At 71.2% G+C, this 16,373-nt stretch carries 17 protein-coding genes and 1 pseudogene; 10 read left to right on the forward strand and 8 right to left on the reverse strand.

Annotated elements, in window-relative coordinates; all coding sequences use genetic code 11:
• Positions 1 to 92 precede the first annotated feature (92 nt).
• Positions 93 to 1,172 (reverse strand): LacI family DNA-binding transcriptional regulator, encoded by a 1,080-nt coding sequence (locus A9X04_RS12440; protein ID WP_067920723.1) that lies wholly within the window; start codon positions 1,170 to 1,172, stop codon positions 93 to 95.
• A 131-nt stretch (positions 1,173 to 1,303) separates the two neighbouring features.
• Here A9X04_RS12440 and A9X04_RS12445 point away from each other — a divergent pair, with 131 nt between their 5' ends.
• The 7 genes from A9X04_RS12445 to A9X04_RS12475 all read left to right on the forward strand — a co-directional run bounded on the left by A9X04_RS12445 (position 1,304) and on the right by A9X04_RS12475 (position 7,665).
• Entirely contained in the window at positions 1,304 to 2,242 is a 939-nt protein-coding gene (locus A9X04_RS12445) for a metal ABC transporter solute-binding protein, Zn/Mn family (protein ID WP_067920725.1), read from the forward strand.
• On the forward strand, positions 2,239 to 3,063 hold the full coding sequence (locus tag A9X04_RS12450; protein ID WP_067920727.1) for a metal ABC transporter ATP-binding protein: 825 nt from the start codon (positions 2,239 to 2,241) through the stop codon (positions 3,061 to 3,063). Before A9X04_RS12445 ends, A9X04_RS12450 begins: the two co-directional genes overlap by 4 nt.
• Positions 3,060 to 3,920 (forward strand): metal ABC transporter permease, encoded by an 861-nt coding sequence (locus A9X04_RS12455; protein WP_067920729.1) that lies wholly within the window; start codon positions 3,060 to 3,062, stop codon positions 3,918 to 3,920. The genes A9X04_RS12450 and A9X04_RS12455 overlap by 4 nt, the downstream gene beginning before the upstream one ends.
• Positions 3,921 to 3,957: 37 nt before the next feature.
• Complete coding sequence (locus A9X04_RS12460) at positions 3,958 to 4,671, forward strand: sensor domain-containing protein (RefSeq protein WP_067920731.1); 714 nt, start codon at positions 3,958 to 3,960, stop codon at positions 4,669 to 4,671.
• 61 nt (positions 4,672 to 4,732) lie between these two features.
• Complete coding sequence (locus tag A9X04_RS12465) at positions 4,733 to 5,491, forward strand: LamB/YcsF family protein (protein WP_067920733.1); 759 nt, start codon at positions 4,733 to 4,735, stop codon at positions 5,489 to 5,491.
• Entirely contained in the window at positions 5,491 to 6,408 is a 918-nt protein-coding gene (locus A9X04_RS12470) for an MBL fold metallo-hydrolase (RefSeq protein ID WP_067920735.1), read from the forward strand. The genes A9X04_RS12465 and A9X04_RS12470 overlap by 1 nt, the downstream gene beginning before the upstream one ends.
• A 15-nt stretch (positions 6,409 to 6,423) precedes the next feature.
• On the forward strand, positions 6,424 to 7,665 hold the full coding sequence (locus tag A9X04_RS12475) for an SLC13 family permease (RefSeq protein WP_067920737.1): 1,242 nt from the start codon (positions 6,424 to 6,426) through the stop codon (positions 7,663 to 7,665).
• On the opposite strand, the gene A9X04_RS12480 is transcribed toward A9X04_RS12475, so the two are convergent.
• From A9X04_RS12480 to carD, 6 genes are read right to left on the reverse strand one after another with little or no spacing between them, the layout of a single operon-like run.
• Complete coding sequence (locus A9X04_RS12480) at positions 7,662 to 8,651, reverse strand: glycerophosphodiester phosphodiesterase (RefSeq protein WP_067920739.1); 990 nt, start codon at positions 8,649 to 8,651, stop codon at positions 7,662 to 7,664. The genes A9X04_RS12475 and A9X04_RS12480 overlap by 4 nt on opposite strands.
• Positions 8,648 to 9,580, reverse strand: coding sequence for a 23S rRNA (guanosine(2251)-2'-O)-methyltransferase RlmB (rlmB, locus tag A9X04_RS12485; RefSeq protein ID WP_067920741.1), 933 nt, complete (start codon positions 9,578 to 9,580; stop codon positions 8,648 to 8,650). The genes A9X04_RS12480 and rlmB overlap by 4 nt, the downstream gene beginning before the upstream one ends.
• On the reverse strand, positions 9,581 to 10,999 hold the full coding sequence (gene cysS, locus A9X04_RS12490; protein WP_067920743.1) for a cysteine--tRNA ligase: 1,419 nt from the start codon (positions 10,997 to 10,999) through the stop codon (positions 9,581 to 9,583).
• A gap of 50 nt (positions 11,000 to 11,049) precedes the next feature.
• The gene (gene ispF / locus A9X04_RS12495) at positions 11,050 to 11,520 is read right to left on the reverse strand and encodes a 2-C-methyl-D-erythritol 2,4-cyclodiphosphate synthase (protein ID WP_369804504.1); all 471 of its coding nucleotides are present in this window, start codon (positions 11,518 to 11,520) and stop codon (positions 11,050 to 11,052) included.
• Positions 11,521 to 11,528: 8 nt separating this feature from the next.
• Positions 11,529 to 12,215, reverse strand: coding sequence for a 2-C-methyl-D-erythritol 4-phosphate cytidylyltransferase (ispD, locus tag A9X04_RS12500; RefSeq protein ID WP_067920747.1), 687 nt, complete (start codon positions 12,213 to 12,215; stop codon positions 11,529 to 11,531).
• A 16-nt stretch (positions 12,216 to 12,231) separates the two neighbouring features.
• Positions 12,232 to 12,720 (reverse strand): RNA polymerase-binding transcription factor CarD, encoded by a 489-nt coding sequence (carD, locus tag A9X04_RS12505; RefSeq protein ID WP_007166539.1) that lies wholly within the window; start codon positions 12,718 to 12,720, stop codon positions 12,232 to 12,234.
• Between the two features lie 297 nt (positions 12,721 to 13,017).
• Between carD and A9X04_RS12510 the strand changes: the two genes are divergently transcribed.
• From A9X04_RS12510 to disA, 3 genes are read left to right on the forward strand one after another with little or no spacing between them, the layout of a single operon-like run.
• Positions 13,018 to 13,584 (forward strand): hypothetical protein, encoded by a 567-nt coding sequence (locus A9X04_RS12510; protein ID WP_067920749.1) that lies wholly within the window; start codon positions 13,018 to 13,020, stop codon positions 13,582 to 13,584.
• Between the two features lie 59 nt (positions 13,585 to 13,643).
• The gene (gene radA / locus A9X04_RS12515; RefSeq protein WP_067920752.1) at positions 13,644 to 15,074 is read left to right on the forward strand and encodes a DNA repair protein RadA; all 1,431 of its coding nucleotides are present in this window, start codon (positions 13,644 to 13,646) and stop codon (positions 15,072 to 15,074) included.
• Positions 15,071 to 16,144 carry a DNA integrity scanning diadenylate cyclase DisA gene (disA, locus tag A9X04_RS12520; protein ID WP_007166542.1) on the forward strand — a complete coding sequence of 358 codons (1,074 nt, stop codon included), beginning with the start codon at positions 15,071 to 15,073 and terminating at the stop codon, positions 16,142 to 16,144. The genes radA and disA overlap by 4 nt, the downstream gene beginning before the upstream one ends.
• Here disA and A9X04_RS12525 read toward each other — a convergent pair.
• A pseudogene (locus tag A9X04_RS12525) lies at positions 16,141 to 16,373 on the reverse strand (hypothetical protein); the annotation flags it as partial. The gene disA and the pseudogene A9X04_RS12525 sit on opposite strands and share 4 nt — an antisense overlap.

Here is a 16,373-nt window from a genome sequence, read left to right on the forward strand (position 1 = left end):
AGCGGCGATCGCAAGCGCGGCGTAGCCGGGCGCGGCGGGTCGCCGCCAGACAGTAGCGGCGATCGCAAGCGCGGCGTGCCGGGCGCGGCGCGCTAGGCGGGCGGACCGGCGGTGCGTCCGCGGATCAGCTCGGTGCCCAAGACCTCGACGACCGGCAGGCCCGACCGCGGCGGACTCAACAACAGCTCACCCGCCCGGCGGCCCTTCTGCAGGCTCGGTTGCGACACCGTGGTGAGCCCTCGGCCGACCGCGTCGGGCACGCCGTCGAAACCGGTGACGGTCATCTGCCCGGGAACGTAAATGCCATGTGCGCGAAGGTAATCCATGGCGGACAGGGCCAATATGTCGGCCGTGCACATCAGCGCGGTGATCCGCGGGTTGGCCTCCAGCGCCGCCTTGGCGGCGGCCCCACCCGAGTCCGGCAGGTGCTCGTAGCTCTCCACCACGGTCAGCGCGTCGGGGTCGGCGCCGGCCGCCGTCATCGCCTCCCAGACCCCGATGATCCGTTCGCGCTGCACGTCGAAGGCCGGCGACCGCAACCGGTCGGCGTCCACCAGGCCTTGCCTGCGGTCCCGGCCCAGCCGCATGGTCAGCAGACCGATCTCGCGGTGCCCCAGCCCGAGCACGTAGTCCGCCAGCTCTCGCATCGCCGCCCGGTCGTCGATGCCCACCCGGGACACACCGGCGAGCCCCTTCGGCTGGTCGACGACGACGACCGGCAACCGGCGCTGCAGGACCACCTGCAGGTAGGGGTCCTCTTCGCAGACCGAATACACCACGAAGCCGTCCACACCGGCGCCCAGCACCGCGCTCATCCCGTCCTGGATGCTGCGGCCGGGCCCGACGGCCACCAGCAGCAGCCCCTGCCCGAGCTCCTCGCAGGACTGGGCGACCCCGGCGACGAAATCCCGCGCCGCCGGGTCGCTGAAGAAGTAGGTCAGCGGTTCGGCCATCACCAGTCCGACCGCGCCCGCCTTGCGGGTGCGCAGGGATCGCGCCACCGGGTCGGGACCCGGGTAACCGAGCCGCTTGGCCGTCGCCAGCACGCGCTCGCGTAGGTCGGCGGACAGCTGATCCGGCCGGTTGAAGGCGTTCGAGATCGTCGTGCGCGAAACCTTCAGTTCGTCGGCCAGCGATGCCAGAGTCGCACGCCGGCGTGGTGTGGGACTCACGTTCGGTGACGCTACAGCGCATCGCCCGTCGCGCCTACGCGGCGACCGCTCGACCGTTTTGTAATGGAAACGATTTTCATTAGTATTATGAGTCGGCCGGTCGGCCCAGCGAGAGGAATTCGGACGTGCGCATGGCGCTCAAGCGGGGACGACGCGCGCTCGGCGGTGCGCTGCGATGGCCGCCCGCCGCGCTGGTCCTGCTGGCCGCCTTCGCGCTCACCGGCTGCGGCGGCCCCACGCACCCGCGGGCGGCCACCGTCGTCGCCTCCACCGGGGTATGGGGCAGCGTGGCACTCGCCGTCACCGGGCGTCACGTGCCGGTCAACGCCATCCTGACCGGGAGCGACACCGACCCGCACTCCTATGCGGCCAGCCCCTCGGACGCCGCCGCCATCACCGACGCCGCACTGGTCGTGTACAACGGCGGCGGTTACGACCCCTGGGTGGAGCAGGTGCTGGCGGGGCATCCCGACGTGCAGTCGATCGGCGCCTACTCGTTCCTCAAGCAAGCCACCGCGGGCGGGCAGCCGGCCAACGAGCACGTCTTCTACAACCTTGACGTCGCCAAGTCCGTCGCCTTCGCCATCGCCGACCGCGTGGCCGCCATCGACCCGGCCCACGCCGCCGACTACCGCGCCAACGCCGCCGAGTTCTGCCGCGGCGCCGACGCGATCGCGATCTCCGAACACGCCATCGCCAGCGCTTACCCCGGCACCGCGGTGATCGCGACCGAACCTGTCGGCCACTACCTGCTGGCGGCGTCCGGTCTGGTCAACCGCACACCGCCCGCCTTCACCGCCGCCAACGAGAACGAGACGGATCCCTCGCCGGCCGACATGGCGTTCGTCCTCGACCTGATCAACCACCGCCAGGTGGCGGCGTTGCTGATCAATCCGCAGACGTCCACCGCGGCGATCAACGGCCTGCGGGACGCCGCGCGTCGCTCGGGCGTGCCGGTGACCGAGGTGAGCGAAACCCTGCCCGCCGGAACCGATTACCTGACCTGGCAACGCAACACGGTCAACCAGCTGCTGACCGCGCTGCAGTCCGGCCGGTCCGTACAGCCGTGAGCCTCGACGCGGCCCCGGCCGTCGACCGCCACCCGGCTACCGTCTCGCTGCGCGGGGCCCGGCTGGCGTTCGGCGACCGCGTGCTGTGGGACCACCTCGACCTGTCGGTGTCGCGCGGCGAATTCATCGCGGTCCTCGGCCCCAACGGCAGCGGCAAGACGTCGTTGCTCAAGGTGCTGTTGGGCCAGCTGTCGCTGTCCGCCGGTGTCGCGCTGGTCGACGGAAAGCCCATGAACGCGGGTAGCGGACGCGTCGGCTACGTGCCGCAACACCGGCCGATGGACCACGACATCATGCTGCGGGGGCGCGACCTGGTTCGGCTGGGCTTCGACGGGCACCGCTGGGGCGGCCTGCCACCCAGAGCCGCCGACCGGGCACGGCGCCGCGCGGCGGTGGCCGACGCGCTGCGACAGGTCAACGCCGAGCACCTGGCGGACGCCCGCGTCGGCGTGATGTCGGGCGGCGAGCTGCAGCGGATCCGCGTCGCTCAGGCGCTGGTGAGCGATCCGAGGCTGCTGCTGTGCGACGAGCCGCTGCTGGCCCTGGACCCGGCGAACGCCAAGCTGGTGACCGCGCTGATCGACCGCCGCCGCCGGGAGGCGGCGACCACCGTCATCGTCGTCACCCACGACGTCAACGCCATCCTGCCGTACGTGGACCGGCTGGTTTATCTGGTCGACGGCCGATTCCGCATCGGCACCGTCGACGAGGTGATGACCACGGAGACGCTCTCCCTGCTGTACCGGGCCGACATCGAGGTGGTGAAGGTCAAGGACCGCTACGTGGTGGTGGGCGACACCAACGACGGTGCCCACCCGTGAACCACCGGCTCACCGACGTCCTGGCGCATCTGCTCGACTTCGACGTCACCGCGCACCTGCTCGGCCACGACTTCGTCCGCCAGGCGCTGCTCGCAGCCGCGCTGCTGGGGCTGGTGGCCGGGCTGATCGGCCCTTTCATCGTGATGCGTCAGATGTCGTTCGCCGTGCACGGCTCCAGCGAATTGTCCTTGACCGGAGCGGCTTTCGCGCTGCTGGTCGGCGTCTCGGTGGGCCTGGGAGCATTGGTCGGCAGCGCCCTGGCGGCCGCGCTGTTCGGCGTCCTGGGGCGGCGGGCGCGCGAACGTGATTCGGTGATCGGCGTGGTGCTCGCCTTCGGGCTCGGCCTGGCGGTGCTGTTCATCTACCTCTACCCGGGCCGGACCGCGACCAGTTTCGCGTTGCTCACGGGGCAGATCGTCGGCGTCGGCTACACCGGCCTGACCATGCTGGCGCTGGTGTGCCTGCTCGTCATCGCGGTGCTGGGCACCTGCTACCGCCCGCTGTTGTTCGCGACCGTCGACCCCGACGTCGCCGCGGCCCGCGGCGTGCCCGTGCGCGCGCTGGGCATCGTGTTCGCCGCGCTGGTCGGTGTGGTGGCAGCTCAGGCCGTGCAGATCGTCGGGGCGCTGCTGGTGATGTCGCTGCTGATCACCCCGGCGGCCGCCGCCGCCCGCGTGGTGGCCTCCCCGGCGGCGGCGATGGTGGCCTCGGTCGTCTTCGCCGAGGTTTCCGCCGTCGGCGGCATCGTGCTGTCGCTGGCGCCCGGCGTTCCGGTGTCGGTGTTCGTCGCGGGAATTTCGTTCCTGATCTATCTGGTCTGCTGGCTGCTCGGGCGCCGGCGGGAGGTCGCCGCCTAAGCTTGTCGGCACAGACGGGCCCCGTGTCCGAAAGGCTCTGGTGCGTAGGCAGTTCCCGATCCTCCTGCAGGCGGCGGTGTGTGCCCTCACGGCCGGCTGCACCACCGTCGTGGGCGGTAGCGCCGCGCCCGCGGACACCCGCGGTCCGCTGACGCAGGCCCCGGTGGCCGTCACCGCCCTGGACGGGCTGCTGCTCGACGACAGGAAGATCAACGACATCCTGGGTGCGGGAATGCGGATCCGGTATCGCACGCAGGAGATGTGGGACTCCAGCCAGACGTTCAGCGACCAGAGCTGCTTGGCGGTGGCCGGGCCCGCCCAGCGGGCCGTCTATGCCGACACCGGCTGGACCGCGGTGCGTGGCGAGCGACTGGACGACAGCTTCGACGACCCCAAGGTGCGCAACGACTCCGTCAACCAGGCCGTGATCGCCTACCCCGCGGCCCGCCAGGCCAACGCGTTCTACGGGGCCTCGGTCCGGAGATGGGCCGCCTGCGCCAATCGCCGGTTCGTCGACCATCCCCCGGGCCAGCCCGAGATCGCCTGGGCGGTGGCCGATTCCCACCAGGTCGGCGGGACGCTCAGCACGTCCGAAGAGCAGGAACGCAGTCCGGACGGCTGGCGGTGCCAGCGCGCGCTGACCGTGCGCAACAACGTCGTCATCGACGTGGCCGCGTGCGGCTCGTTCCTGCCCGGTTCGTCCGCGGTCGACCTCGCCCAACAGATCGCGGCCGCGGTCGTCTACCGGTAGCGGCCGGGGAAGACGACCGCCTCTGAAGGATGGCGCGGGCGCCGCCCCATAAGCTGGGCGGGTGGCCCGCATCGACCTCAACGCCGACCTGGGCGAGGGCTTCGGCGTCTGGCGCCTCGGCAATGACGACGCCATGCTGCGGATCGTCACCAGCGCCAACGTGGCGTGCGGATTCCATGCCGGGGATCCCGCCGGCCTGTTGCGGGTCTGCCGGTCGGCCGCCGAGCGCGGTGTACGGATCGGGGCGCAGGTGAGCTATCGCGACCTGGCCGGGTTCGGCAGGCGCTTCATCGACGTCGACGCCGACGACCTCGCCGCCGACGTGGTGTATCAGATCGGCGCGCTGCAGGCGATCGCGCGCGCGTCGGGTTCCGCGGTGTCCTATGTCAAACCACATGGCGCGCTGTACAACACGATCGTGACCCACCGCGAACAGGCGGCCGCGGTCGCTGACGCGGTGCGGATGGTGGACCCGGCGCTGCCGGTGCTGGGCCTGGCGGGCTCGGCGTTTTTCGGGGAGGCCGCGCGCCGCGGCCTGCGCACGGTGGCCGAGGCCTTCGCCGATCGCGCCTACCGGGCGGACGGCCAGTTGGTGTCCCGCCGCGAACCCGGCGCGGTCCTGCACGACCCGGCGGCGATCGCCGAGCGCGTGGTGGGCATGGTGACCTCGGGCCGGGTCACCGCCGCCGACGGCACGCCCATCGCGGTCGACGTGGAATCGGTTTGCGTGCATGGTGATTCGCCCGGCGCGGTGCAGATCGCCACCGCCGTGCGCGATGGGCTTACGGCCGCCGGTGTCGAGATCGGGGCGTTCGGCTGATGCGGCTCAAACTCGGCCGGCCCGACATCGGGCGGTATACGGATCGGTTCGACGCGCCCGCCGCCGAACCGGGGTCCCTGTCGGTGATGTGGATGGGCGTGGCGACGCTGCTCATCGACGACGGTTCGTCGGCGCTGCTGACCGACGGCTACTTCTCCCGGCCCGGCCTGGCGCGCGTGGCGGCCGGCAAGGTGGCGCCGTCGCCGGCCCGCGTGGACGGCTGCCTGGCGCGGGCCAAGGTGTCCCGGCTGGAGGCCGTGATCCCGGTGCACACCCACATCGACCACGCGCTGGATTCGGCGCTGGTGGCCGAGCGCACCGGCGCGCGGCTGGTCGGCGGCCGCTCGGCGGCCAACGTCGGGCGCGGACACGGGCTGTCCGAGGACCGACTCGTCGTCGCCGACAGCGGCGAGGCGATCCCGTTGGGCGCCTATGACGTGACGCTGGTGGAGTCCCATCACTGCCCACCGGACCGGTTCCCCGGCACGATCGACGCGCCGCTGACCCCGCCGGTCAAGGCCGCCGCCTACCGCTGCGGTGAGGCCTGGTCGGCGCTGGTGCACCATCGGCCGTCGGGCCGGCGCCTGCTGATCCAGGGCAGCGCCGGTTTCGTCGAAGGCGCGCTGGCCGGCCACCGCGCCGACGCGGTCTACCTGTCCGTCGGTCAGCTGGGGCTGCGGCCGCGCTCCTACCTGATCGACTACTGGACCGAGACCGTGCGCGCGGTGGGGGCGCGCCGGGTGATCCTCATTCACTGGGACGACTTCTTCCGGCCCCTGTCGAAACCGCTGCGGGCGTTGCCCTATGCGGGCGACGACCTGGATGTGTCCATCCGCATCCTCGACGAACTGGCCACCCAGGACGGTGTCGCGCTGCACCTGCCGACGGTGTGGCGGCGCGAGGACCCCTGGGCGTGAAGCGGCCTTAAGACATTGACCCTGACACTTGCGCTGGCGCTGCTCGCTGCCGTCCTGGCGTTCGCGGTGGTGCGTCCGAAGGGCCTGCCGGAAGCGGTGGCGGCCGTTCCCGCGGCGCTCGTCCTGGTCGCGGTCGGCGCCATATCGGTGCGCCAGGCGGTCGACGAGGTGGCCGGCTTGTCGGGGGTGGTCGGGTTTTTGGGCGCGGTGCTGGTGCTGGCCAAGCTGTGCGACGACGAGGGCCTGTTCGAGGCCGCGGGGGCCGCGATCGCGCGCGGCCGCGTCGGGTCGGGCGGCCTGCTGCTGCGGGTGTTCGTCATCGCTTCCCTGATCACCGCCGTGCTGAGCCTGGACACCGCGGTGGTCTTGCTGACGCCGGTGGTGCTGGCCGCCGTCCGCCGGCTGAAGACACCGGTGCGCCCGTACGCCTATGCCACCGCGCACCTGGCCAACGGCGCCTCCCTGCTGCTGCCGGTGTCGAACCTGACGAACTTGCTGGCGTTTCACACCGCCGGCCTGTCGTTCACGCGGTTCACCCTGTTGATGGCCTTGCCGTGGCTGGGCGCGGTGGTCACGCTGTACGCGATATTCCGCTGGTTCTTCGCGGGCGACCTGCGTGTGCAGCCCGAACCCGAGGACGACGGGCAGGCTCAACGGCCGCCGGTGTTCGTGTTGGTGGTCGTCGGGCTGACGCTGGCCGGGTTCGCGGTGGCCCAGTCCGTCGGGGTGGCCCCGGCCTGGGTGGCGCTCGCCGGCGCCGCCGCGCTGGCCGTGCGCAGCCTGAACCGTGGGCACACCTCGGTGGTGGACATCGCGCGCTCGGCGCACGTGTCGTTCCTGGTGTTCGTGCTGGCGCTCGGTGTCGTGGTGCGGGCGGTCATGGTCAACGGCATGGACAGGGCGATGTCGGCGGTGCTGCCGTCCGGTTCGACGCTGCCCGCGCTGCTGGCCATCGCTGCGGTGGCCGCCGCGCTGGCCAACGTCGTGAACAACCTGCCCGCCACCCTGGTGCTGCTGCCGCTGGTCGCCCCGAGCGGACCGGTCGCCATCCTGGCCGTCCTGCTCGGGGTGAACATCGGACCGAACCTGACCTACGTCGGTTCGCTGTCGAACCTGTTGTGGCGGCGCGTGCTTCGCCAGCACGACGTCGATGCCGGCGTCGGGGAATACACCCGGCTAGGGCTGTGCACGGTGCCCGTGTCCCTGGTGGTAGCGGTGGTCGCGCTGTGGGCGTCGGCGCGCCTGCTCGGCGGCTAACCGTGGTGGTAGGCCGGCGGCAGCGGCATCCCGAGTTCGGCCAGCACGCCGCGCAGCAGCGTCGGGAAGTCGGTGATCAGTCCGTCGACCCCGTCGGCGATCTGTTCGTGCATGCCGGCCGCGTCGTTGACGGTCCACGGGATCACCTGCAGCCCCAGCGCATGCGCGCGGTCAACGTCGGGTTTGCCGGTGACGAGCCGGTAGTCGGGCGAGACGATGTCGGCGCCCACCAGCTTCGCCCCGATCATCGGGTCGCCGATGGCCGTGGCGTTCTCCCCGGCCAGCCATGGCGAATCCGGCGCCCAGGTTTCCTGGTTGTACAACGCCACCAACGGAATTGACGGCTCGTCCCGGTGAACCAACGGCAGGGTGCGCCAGTCGAAGCTCTGTATCTCCACCCGGCCGACCTTGCCGGCCGACCTGACCGCCGCCAGTATCACGTCGACGAACTGCTGAGGATCGGCCGACGTGCCGGGGTGGTCGGCCGCCACTTTGGTCTCGATGTTGTAGCGCACGGCGGCGCGGTAGGAATCGGCGAGGGCGAACACCTCCGACAGGATGGCTATCTTGTTGCCCCGCACCACCTCGGCATCGGGAAACTCCGCCAGCCGCCGCCCGCAGTCGAGCGTGCGGACCTGTGCCAGGGTGAGCTCGTGCACGAGCTTGCCGACGTAGGGATACTGCGGGTCACCGGCGAACGCGGGTCCCGTGTCCGAGCACTTATCGGCGTCGATCGTCGGATCGTGCCAGACCAGCGGTTGCCCGTCTCTGGTGATGTTGATGTCGAGTTCCAGTGTGCTGACACCCAATTCGATTGATTTCGCGAACGCCCGCAACGACTCCTCGGTGGTCTCCCCGCGTCCGCCGCGATGCGCCTGCAGGTCGAAGCCGGGAGGTTGCGCCGGCGCCGCCGGCTGCGGCACGATCAGCGCCAGCGTCAGCAGCACGGCGCCCAGGCGCGCGAGCCGGCGGCGCACCGGAGTCAAACCCTGCGTTGGCGGGCGATCTCGGCGAGCACCACCCCGGCGGCCACCGAGGCGTTCAGCGATTCGGCGTGCCCGGCCATCGGGATGGACACCACCTCGTCGCAGTTCTGCCGCACCAGACGCGACAGCCCCTTGCCTTCGGACCCGACGACCACCACCAGCGGGTCGGCGCCGTCCACGTCGTCGACCACCGTGTCGCCGTCGGCGTCCAGGCCGATCACCCGGATCCCGCGGTCGGCCCAATCCTTCAGGGTCCGGGTGAGATTGGTGGCCCTCGCGACCGGGATGCGGGCCGCGGCGCCGGCGCTGGTGCGCCAGGCCACCGCCGTCACCGACGCCGACCGTCGCTGCGGGATCAGCACACCGTGGCCGCCGAACGCCGCGACCGAACGCACGATCGCACCCAGGTTGCGGGGATCGGAGATGTTGTCCAACGCCACCAACAGCGCGGGCGGCGAGCTCATCGCCGTCGCCAGCAGATCGTCGGGATGGGCGTAGTTGTACGGCGGCACCTGCAACGCGATGCCCTGATGCAGGTGGTTGGCGGTCATCCGGTCCAGGTCGGCACGCGGCACCTCGAGGATGGAGATGCCCGAATCCGCCGCGCGGGCAACGCATTCGGTGACCCGCTCGTCGGCCTCGATGCCCAGGGCCACGTACAACGCGGTCGCGGGGACACCGGCACGCAGGCATTCCAGCACGGGGTTGCGGCCGAGCACGGTCTCCGTCTCGTCGGTGGTCCGCTTGGCGGGCCGGCGCGGCTGCGACTGGGCGCGCTTGGCGGCGGGATGGCTGGGACGCAGGTGCGCCGGCGGCGTGGGACCGCGCCCCTCCAGCGCGCGGCGGCGCTGGCCGCCCGAACCCACGGTCGCCCCCTTCTTGGTGCCCGCCTTGCGTACCGCCCCGCGGCGCTTCGAGTTGCCGGCCATCTACCTACCGCGCTTCTCTTCGGGGGCCTGCAGTGACCACTGCGGCCCGTCGGCGGTGTCGGTGACCTCGATGCCGGCGAGCTTCAGCCGGTCCCTGATCTCGTCAGCGAGCGCCCAATTGCGTTGCTCGCGAGCCTTTTCCCGGTTCTGCAGCTCGGCCCGCACGAGCACCTCGACGGCCGCCAGCGCGGCCGACGTCTCGTCGCGGGTTTCCCACCGTTCGTCGAGCGGGTCGCAGCCAAGGATGCCCATCATGGCGCGGATCGCGCGGGCATGCTGCAGCGCGCCCTCATGATCACCGGTGTCGAGGGCCCGGTTGCCCTCGGCCCGGGCGAGGTGCACCTCGGCCAGCGCGGCCGGGACCGCCAAGTCGTCGTCGAGCGCCTCGGCGAACCGCGGGGTCGGATCGCCGGGCGTGACGGCGCCGACCCGGACGCGGACCCGGTGCAGGAATTCCTCAACGCCCACATAGGCTTTCACCGCATCCTGCAGGGCGGTGTCGGAGAATTCCAGCATCGAACGGTAGTGGGCGCTGCCCAGGTAGTAGCGCAGCTCCGCCGGCCGTACCCGCTGCAACAACGCCGGTATGGCCAGGACGTTGCCCAGCGACTTGCTCATCTTCTCGCCGCCCATGGTGACCCAGCCGTTGTGCAGCCAGTACCGGGCGAATCCGTCACCGGCGGCACGGCTCTGCGCGATCTCGTTCTCGTGGTGCGGGAAGACCAGGTCCATCCCGCCGCAATGGATGTCGAACTCCGGCCCCAGATAGGTCCGCGCCATCGCCGAGCACTCCAGGTGCCAGCCGGGCCGCCCGCGCCCCCAGGGTGTCGGCCACGACGGCTCGCCGGGCTTGGCGGCCTTCCACAGCGTGAAGTCTCGCTGATCACGCTTGCAGGTGGCCACGCCCTCGCCCTGGTGGACGTCGTCGATCTTGTGCCCGGACAGCTGGCCGTACTCCGGATAGCTGAGCACGTCGAAGTAGACGTCGCCCCCCGCGGGGTAGGCGTGGCCGGTTTCGATCAGCCGGTCCATCAATTCGACCATCTGGGTGATGTGGCCGGTGGCGCGCGGCTCCGCCGACGGCGGCAGGACGTCCAGGGCGTCGTAGGCGGCGCTGAACGCGCGCTCGTAGGTGGCCGCCCACTCCCACCACGGCCGGTCCGCCGCGGCGGCCTTGTTGAGGATCTTGTCGTCGATGTCGGTGACGTTGCGGATGAACGCGACGTCGCAGCCGCGGGCCATCAGCCAGCGGCGCAGAATGTCGAAGGCCACGCCGCTGCGGACATGGCCGATGTGCGGCAGGCCCTGAACCGTGGCGCCGCACAGGTAGATGGAGACGTGGCCCTCGCGCAGCGGGACGAAATCACGCACGGTACCGGCTGCGGTGTCGTGTAGCCGCAAGCGGGCGCGATCGGTCACGACGTGCCAGCTTACCGGGTGGTTCCGAGTTGCCCGGCGCTGCGCGGGCCTTAGCCGACGGGGATCACCAATGCGGTGGCGATGGCGGCGCGGCCCTCGCCGCGACCGGTCAGCCCCAGCCCGTCGGTCGTCGTCGCCGACACGGACACCGGAGCGCCCAGCAACTCCGAGAGCACGCGTTGCGCCTCGGCCCGGCGCGGGCCGACCCTCGGCTCGTTGCCGACCAACTGCACCGCGGCGTTCCCGACCCGAAAGCCGTCACCCGCCACCAGGCCGACGACGTGGCGCAGCATGTCGGCGCCGCTGACGCCCTTCCAGCGCGGGGCGTCGACCCCGAACACCGCGCCGATGTCGCCCAGCCCCGCGGCCGACAACAGGGCGTCGCACAGCGCGTGCGCCCCCACGTCGCCGTCGGAGTGACCGGCGCACCCGTCGGCGCCGGGGAACAGCAGGCCGACCAGCCAGCACGGCCGCCCCGGTTCGACCGGGTGAACGTCGACGCCCAGCCCGACCCGGGGCAGGAGCTCGCTCACCGGCGTACGACCGCTTCGGCCAGTAACAGGTCGAGCTGGGTGGTGATCTTGAACGCCAGTGGGTCGCCCTCGACCACCTGGACCTGGCCGCCGACGTGCTCGACCAGCGACGCGTCGTCGGTGAAATCGGCGGTGCCGGCCCGCTGGTAGGCCCGCAACAGCAGGTCTCGCGCGAAGCCTTGCGGCGTCTGCACGGCGCGCAGGCCGGCCCGCTCGGGCGTGCCCAGGACCACCCCGTTGGCGTCCACGGCCTTGATGGTGTCATGCAGCGGCAGCGCCGGCACGACGGCGGCGTGCCCGGCCCGCAGCGCGTCCACCACGCGCACGATCAGCTCGGGGGGTGTCAGGGCGCGGGCGGCGTCGTGCACCAGGACGAAGTCGGGTGCACCGGCGAGGGCCGCCAGCGCAAGGCTCACCGACGTGGTTCGGTCGGCTCCCCCGGCGACGACGGTCGCTCGCTCGCCCAGTGCCCGCTTGGCCTCATCGACCCGCGCCTCCGGCACCGCCACCACGACGTGGTCGACGACTCCGGATTCGAGCAAACCGCCGACGGCCCGGTCCAGCAGGGAGCGCCCGTCGACCTCACAGAATGCCTTCGGGATGCCGGCGCCCAATCGCTCACCCGAACCTGCGGCCGGGACGACCGCGACGACCGCGCCCGAGGAGACCGTCCCCGTGACCACCGAAGCGTCAGGGCCTTCAGGAAGCGGCGGCCAGAACCTCGTCGAGGATGGTTTCCGCCTTGGCGTCGTCCGTGCTTTCGGCGAGGGCCAATTCACCGACCAGGATCTGACGCGCCTTGGCCAGCATGCGCTTCTCGCCGGCGGACAGACCGCGTTCCTGGTCGCGACGCCACAGGTCGCGCACCACCTCGGCCACCTTGTTCACATCGCCGGAGGCCAGCTTTTCCAGGTTGGCCTTGTAGCGGCGCGACCAGTTGGTCGGCTCTTCGGTGTGCGGAGCCCGCAACACCTGGAACACCTTGTCGAGGCCTTCCTGGCCGACGACGTCGCGGACGCCGACGTACTCGGCGTTGTCCGCGGGAACTCGAACGGTCAGGTCTCCCTGCGCCACCTTCAAGACGAGATATTCCTTTTGTTCCCCTTTGATGGTGCGGGTTTCAATCGCCTCGACTAACGCAGCACCGTGATGTGGGTAAACAACGGTGTCGCCGACCTTGAAGATCATCTGATTCGAGCCCCTTTCGTTACTTCAGTCTAACACGGCCGCCCAATCGCGCGAGGAGCAACGATGCAGGTCAGGGGCACAACACGCGCAGATTAGGGGTTGACACGGGGAGCAGAACGTGCAGTGACGCACATTACCAATGCGCTCACCCGGCCCCGAGACCGGCCCCCACGCGGGCCCACGCGAGCACACGGAACGGCTCCAGGGCTGGTCTCGCGCCCCGCGCTACCGCCCGCGAAACCTTCCTACTACTGTGCATAGTTGCATCAGTCGAACCGGCCCAGCAGGAGGCATTGAGTGAACCGCTTCGAGATGAGCCTCCCCCTCCGCCTGCCCGCGCCGACCCTCCGGGCCGCGCTCGTCGGCCTCGTCGCGGTGGTCGCCGTCCTGCTCAGCGGTTGCGGGGCCGGCCAGGTCTCGCAGATGGCCGTCCAGGAACCCGCGATCAACGGCAACAAGGTCACGATCAAAAACGTGGCGCTGCGCGACATCCGCATGCAGGCCTCGCAGACCGGCGACTCCATCCAGCCGGGACGGGCGGTGGACCTGTTGCTGGTGGCGATCAACCAGTCGCCCGACACGCCGGACAGGCTGGTGAGCATCACCAGCGACGTCGGGGCGGTGGCCGTGAGCGGAGACGGCCGGCTGCCCGCCGGCGGGATGCTGCTGATCGGTACGCCGGAGGGCCAGAAGGTGCCGCCGGGGCCCATGGGCTCGAACAACTCGGCCAAGGCGACCGTGATGCTCGCCAAGCCGATCAGCAACGGCCTGCTGTACAACTTCACCTTCACTTTCGAGAAGGCCGGTCAGGCCACCGTGCTGGTTCCGGTTTCGGCCGGGCTGGCCCCGCCGCAGCAAAGCTAGGCGGGCGTAACCGCCTGTCATAGCGGGGTTTTGTCGTACCGCCTCGATACCGTCATGGCGTGGCTAATCCGCGCTCCCAATACCGCTGTTCCGAATGCCAGCACGTCACCGCCAAGTGGGTGGGCCGCTGCCTGGAGTGCGGCACCTGGGGCACCGTCGACGAGGTGCCGGTGCTGGCCGCGGTCGGCGGCCGGCGCACGGGGATCGCGTCGGCTTCGGCCTCGCGTGCGGTCCCGATCACCTCGGTCGAACCGAACGCCAGCCGGCACCGCTCGACGGGCGTCGCAGAGCTCGACCGGGTGCTCGGCGGCGGGGTGGTGCCCGGTTCGGTCACGCTGCTGGCGGGCGATCCCGGCGTGGGCAAGTCGACGCTGCTGCTCAAGGTGGCCCACCGCTGGGCGCTGTCGGGCCGGCGTGCGCTGTACATCTCGGGTGAGGAGTCCGCCGGCCAGATCCGGCTTCGGGCGGACCGGATGGGCTGCGGCGCCGAGGAGGTCTATCTGGCCGCCGAATCGGACGTGCACACGGTGCTGGATCACATCGCGACGGTGCGGCCCGCGCTGGTGATCGTGGACTCGGTGCAGACCATGTCCACGACGGAGGCCGACGGCGTGGCGGGCGGTGTCACGCAGGTGCGTGCGGTCACCGCGGCGCTGACCGCGGCCGCGAAGGCCAACGGAATCGCGCTGATCCTGGTCGGCCACGTCACCAAGGACGGGGCCATCGCCGGCCCCCGCTCCCTGGAGCACCTGGTCGACGTGGTGCTGCACTTCGAGGGCGACCGCAACGGTTCGCTGCGGATGGTGCGCGGGATCAAGAACCGGTTCGGCGCCGCCGACGAGGTGGGCTGTTTCATGCTGCACGACAACGGGATCGAGGACGTGTCCGACCCGTCGAACCTTTTCCTGGACCAGCGGCCCGCGCCGGTCGCCGGGACCGCGATAACCGTGACGCTGGACGGCAAGCGGCCGCTCATCGGGGAGGTGCAGGCGCTGCTGGCGACACCGGGGGGCGGCTCGCCGCGCCGCGCCGTCAGCGGCATCGACCACTCGCGCGCCGCGATGATCAGCGCCGTGCTGGAGAAGCACGGCAGGCTGGCCGTCGGCGCCAGCGACATCTACCTGTCCACCGTCGGGGGCATGCGGTTGACCGATCCCTCGTCGGACCTGGCGGTCGCGATCGCGCTGGCCTCGGCCTACTCCGAACTGCCGTTGCCGACGACGGCGGTGATGATCGGCGAGGTGGGGCTGGCGGGCGACCTGAGGCGGGTCAGTGGCATGGAGCGGCGGCTGGGCGAGGCCGCGCGCCAGGGATTCAGCATCGCGCTCATCCCGGACGGCGACGACCCTCGGCGCGAGATAGTGCCTGCCGGCATGCGGGCGCTGCGCGCCCCGACCATTGTCGCGGCGCTGCAACACATGAAAGCCATCGCCGAGCCGCGCAGCGGCTGGACGCATAACGCGGTCGGGCCGCACAATGACACGCTGTGACCCGTCCGACACTGCGTGAGACCGTCGCCCGCCTGGCCCCGGGGACCGGGCTGCGCGACGGCCTGGAACGCATCCTGCGTGGCCGTACCGGCGCGCTAATCGTCCTCGGCAACGACGAGAACGTCGAGGCCATCTGTGACGGCGGCTTCGCGCTGGACGTCCGCTACGCGCCGACCCGGCTGCGGGAGCTGGCGAAGATGGACGGCGCCGTCGTGCTGTCCACCGACGGCAGCCGCATCGTGCGCGCCAACGTGCAGCTGGTGCCGGACCCGTCGATACCCACCGACGAATCGGGGACGCGGCACCGCTCGGCGGAACGGGCGGCGATCCAGACCGGTTACCCGGTGATCTCGGTGAGCCACTCGATGAACATCGTGACCGTCTACGTGGGCGGGGAACGCCACGTGGTGGCCGATTCGGCGACCATCCTGTCGCGGGCCAACCAGGCGATCGCGACCCTGGAGCGGTACAAGACCAGGCTCGATGAGGTCAGCAGGCAACTGTCGCTCGCCGAGATCGAGGACTTCGTCACGCTGCGCGACGTGATGACCGTGGTGCAGCGGCTCGAGCTGGTCCGGCGCATCGGCCTGGTGATCGACGACGACGTCGTCGAGCTGGGCACCGACGGGCGCCAGCTGCGGCTGCAGCTCGACGAGCTGCTGGGTGGCAACGACATCGCGCGGGAGCTGACCGTGCGCGACTATCACGCCAGCCCCGAGCCGCTGTCCAAGGCGCAGATGACCGCGACCCTCGACGAGCTCGACGCCCTCTCGGACACCGAGTTGCTCGAACTCACCGCCCTGGCAAAGGTTTTCGGCTACCCGACGACGGCGGAGGCGCAGGACTCGGCGGTCAGCCCGCGCGGCTACCGCGCGCTGGCGAGCATTCCGCGGCTGCAGTTCGCCCACTCCGACCTGTTGGTCCGGTCATTCGGGACGCTGCAGGGCCTGCTGGCGGCCAGCGCGGGCGACCTGCAGTCGGTGGAGGGCATCGGCGCGATGTGGGCCCGCCACGTGCGGGAGGGGCTGTCGCAGCTCGCGGAGTCGACAATCGCCGACCCGCTGAGTTAGCCCGCGGGAACCGGGGCGGGCGGCGCCTCGGGCGGCGGAGCGGCGGCCGGCTGCCCCGGCCCGGGCACCGGGCCCGGCGGCGGGGGCGGCTGGTTCATGATGAACGGAACCGGCTGCGAACGCAGGTTGCCCAGCTGCACCACGAGGTTGTAGGTGCCCGGGCCGATCGCCGGCCGCGGCAGCGGGCAGTGCGGCGCCGACCCCATCCCCGTCCACGTCACCGCGGTAG

The organism is Mycobacterium sp. E3247, from assembly GCF_001667785.1.
Taxonomy (GTDB): Bacteria; Actinomycetota; Actinomycetes; order Mycobacteriales; family Mycobacteriaceae; genus Mycobacterium.